This window comes from Finegoldia magna (assembly GCF_018371055.1).
Lineage (GTDB): Bacteria > Bacillota > Clostridia > Tissierellales > Peptoniphilaceae > Finegoldia > Finegoldia magna_I.
The window spans coordinates 1-3,584 of the sequence record NZ_JAGYZD010000177.1 but is presented as its reverse complement, the minus strand read 5'-3'; the positions used below and the strand labels follow the sequence as shown (position 1 = coordinate 3,584).

Annotated in this window: 4 protein-coding genes; 3 read left to right on the top strand and 1 reads right to left on the bottom strand. The window is 34.1% G+C overall.

Going from position 1 to position 3,584, the window contains the following annotated elements:
* The coding region (locus KHW44_RS07485) for a hypothetical protein (protein WP_304067893.1) at positions 1–605 on the bottom strand (605 nt) is incomplete at its 3' end.
* 215 nt (positions 606–820) lie between these two features.
* Between KHW44_RS07485 and KHW44_RS07480 the strand changes: the two genes are divergently transcribed.
* The 3 genes from KHW44_RS07480 (at position 821) to KHW44_RS07470 (ending at position 3,491) form a co-directional block, all read left to right on the top strand.
* Positions 821–2,752: an OPT family oligopeptide transporter gene (locus KHW44_RS07480; RefSeq protein ID WP_304067890.1), complete on the top strand. Its 1,932-nt coding sequence runs from the start codon at positions 821–823 to the stop codon at positions 2,750–2,752.
* Positions 2,739–3,083 (top strand): PqqD family protein, encoded by a 345-nt coding sequence (locus KHW44_RS07475; RefSeq protein ID WP_002835276.1) that lies wholly within the window; start codon positions 2,739–2,741, stop codon positions 3,081–3,083. The genes KHW44_RS07480 and KHW44_RS07475 overlap by 14 nt, the downstream gene beginning before the upstream one ends.
* Positions 3,084–3,266: 183 nt before the next feature.
* Positions 3,267–3,491 (top strand): hypothetical protein, encoded by a 225-nt coding sequence (locus KHW44_RS07470; protein WP_304067886.1) that lies wholly within the window; start codon positions 3,267–3,269, stop codon positions 3,489–3,491.
* The last annotated feature ends 93 nt before the right edge of the window (positions 3,492–3,584 follow it).

The window sequence follows — 3,584 nt, the reverse complement described above, 5'->3', positions numbered from 1 at the left end:
TATTTTGCTTTGATTACAAGTTGTTGGTTTGGTCTTTGTAATTTTGCGTTTATGTCTTGTGGTAGGTCGATTTTTGCTTCTTTTCCTGCAGATTCTAAGTTTACTACGTATTTGATTACATCGTGTTCTTCTTGTTCTTCCACTTGTGCTGCTTTACCATTTACGTTGATTTTTGGTGCTTGTAAATTCAAGATTGTTTTTGCTTTTTCTGATGATTTTAAATCTTCTGGGATTTGTACGATGAAGTTTAATGTCTTAGGCATTTGTGCTACTTCAAGTGTTGTTTCTTTTGCTAACTCTTGATCATCAGCTGTTAATTTGTAGGCAATTGTGTTTGCTAATACTTTTTGCAATTGTTCGTTGCTCATTTCTGCTGTTAGGTCATTTACTAATACTTTTGAGCTATAGCCTTGTTCTTGTTCTTGAATTTTTGCGTTTAATTCTTTGATTTTGTTGTTAGCATCGTTTAAGTTTTCAAGTGCGAATTTCTTATCTGTTTCTACTTCTTTTAATTTGCTTTCTAATTCTGATCCTTTTTGGTTAGAGCATGATGCTAATACAACCATTGATAATACTAATAATAGCGTTAAAAATTTCTTTTTCATAATTTCCTCCAATTAATTTATTCCAACTCTTTTATTATACTATTAATTTGAGAAAATTCAAACAATTTTACTATAAAAGTTCAGATTTTTGTTTTTAAACTTTTAAATAATTATGTGTGGAATTAAGTGTAAAGCAGTAAATATTATTGACAAAATAAATTCAATTTGGTATAATGGAGAAGTAAATTTATATATATAAAAAGGAGGGTATATTTATGAGCAACAACAATAATAATGACTTTAAGCCTTTTATTTCAGCCGATAAGGTCTTGCCAGAGCTTACACCATTCTCTATTATTTTCGGTATTATCATGGCAATTGTATTTGGTGGAGCTAATGCATATTTAGGTCTTAGAGTTGGCTTGACAGTATCTGCGTCAATTCCTGCTGCAGTTATTTCAATGGGAGTTATCAGATTGATTTTCAAGAGGGATTCTATTTTGGAAAACAACATCGTTCAAACTATAGGATCTGCAGGGGAATCAGTTGCTTCTGGAGCTATTTTTACAATGCCTGCATTATTTATTTGGATGAAGGAATGGAATGAACCAGCTCCATCATTAATCGAAATAGGGGTTATTACTCTTATTGGTGGTTTATTAGGGGTTTTATTCATGGTTCCGTTGAGAAATGCTTTAATAGTTAAGGAACACGGGGTTATTCCATATCCAGAAGGAACTGCTTGTGCAGAAGTTTTATTAGCCGGTGAAGAAGGTGGATCCAAGGCTAAGCTTGTATTTAAAGGTTTAGGTTTGGCTGCTGTATACAAATTCTTTGCTGATGGTTTGAAGATTTTCCCATCTTCATTATCAAAAGAAATTACAGTTAAATCTTTCTCAGGTGCTGGTATCGGTATCGACCCACTTCCATCTTTGGTAGGTGTTGGTTATATTTGTGGTCCTAAGATTTCTGGATACATGCTAAGTGGTGCAACTTTAGGTTGGTTAGTTATTATGCCACTTATGAAATTATTCGGTGGAGACAACATTATCGGCGCTGCTGACAAGGCTATTTCCGCCATGTCTGTAAAAGAAATTTGGGGTACTTATTTGAGATATATCGGAGCTGGTGCTGTAGCTACTGGTGGTATTATATCTTTAATCAAATCATTACCACTTATTATCAGAACTTTCAGAGATGCAATGAAAGACTACAAATCACAAGGTTTAGGTACAGATTTAGTTCTTCGTACTGAAAAAGATCTGAACATGAAGTTCATAGGAATTTCAATTCTTGCAATCGCAGTTGTAATGGCTGTTTTACCAATTATTCCAGTTGGACCTGTTGGTTCAATTATTATCGTTATATTTGGTTTCTTCTTTGCGACTGTATCATCACGTTTGGTTGGTCTTATTGGATCATCTAACAACCCAGTTTCTGGTATGACTATCGCTGCTTTATTGATAACTTCAATATTGATCAAAGCTATGGGAAATACTGGTCACGATGGTATGATGATGGCAATTTCAATTGGTACTGTAATCTGTGTTATCGCCGCAATTTCAGGTGATACTTCACAAGACTTGAAGACTGGTTTCTTGGTTGGAGCTACTCCATACAAACAACAAATCGGTGAATTAATCGGTGTTGCAGTATCTGCACTTGTAATCGGTGCTATCTTATGGTTATTAGATTCATCTTGGGGATATGGAACAGAAGAACTTCCTGCACCACAAGGTATATTGATGAAACTTATCATCGAAGGTGTAATGGGTGGATCACTTCCTTGGGGATTAGTTTTCGCAGGAGCATTCATTGCAGTTGTTGTTGAAATTTTAGGAATTCCAGTATTACCATTTGCAGTAGGTTTGTATTTACCAATTAACACTTCTACAGCTATCATGACTGGTGGTTTAATCAGATTATTTATCGATAAGAGAAAAGTTAAAAATGAAGAATTAAGAAAAGAACAAGAAGAAAATGGTGTATTGTTCACATCTGGATTTATCGCAGGTGAAGGTGTTGTAGGTATTTTACTTGCTGCATTTGCTATAATCAAAGTTGGCGACAAGACATTAGCTGAAGTTCTTGATTTATCTTCAAAATTCAACATTGGTACAATAGGATCAATCATAGTATTCTTGTTGTTATTAGCAGTTTTACTTAGAACTTGTATTAAAAACGTAAATACTAATGAAGCGAAATAAAAATTTCCTAGAATTTATTCCTGAGGTTAATGAGAAGATAGAATTTTATGAAAAAAATGATCTTGTGTATTTGAAAAAGAAACACAATCATATTTTTGATAAGATTGCTCAAAAGATGTTCTTTACGCCAAAAGAATCCAACATCAAGCTCGAAGGTTACGGCAGTGATGTTTTCAGAATGATTGATGGCAAAGCAAACATCATAGAGATTGGGAATAAATTAAAAGAACAATACGGAGATGAGGTAGAACCTCTATATGAGAGACTATCTCAATTCATACAAATTTTATACAACAATGATATTGTTAAACTCAAAAAGAAGTCTGAATAAGACTTCTTTTTTTATGGGGATTGAAGGACAATATAGAAAATGGTGCAAAGATTTCGCTAGATGACAATAACAGGACACACAAGGGTAAAACCATAGCAAACATCTCGCACGAATATCTTGGGTAAAATTTAATGTTCTCACTCGCTCAGCCTCACTTCAGAAATCTTCTTTTAATAAGATGAAATGAAGATTTCATCGTTCGAAGCGTCGCTCATAAGAAGCATTAAATTTTATATGATGATATTCTTAGCTTCGATTGTTTGCTTAAAGGTTTCGCGCGTGTTGGGGATTGCAAAACAAGGACAAAAAATAGTGCAAAGATTTTGCTGGACGACAGTTGCAAGACACGCAAGGGTTGAGTCCATAGCAAACATCTCGCACGAATATCCAGACTACGAAAACAAATAAATTCTAAGCTTGTGAACCTAAAATTGTGAACTCGTGCTACGCACTCAAACAGCACAATTTTTTAACGGTTCCCTTCGCTTGAATTTATGATTA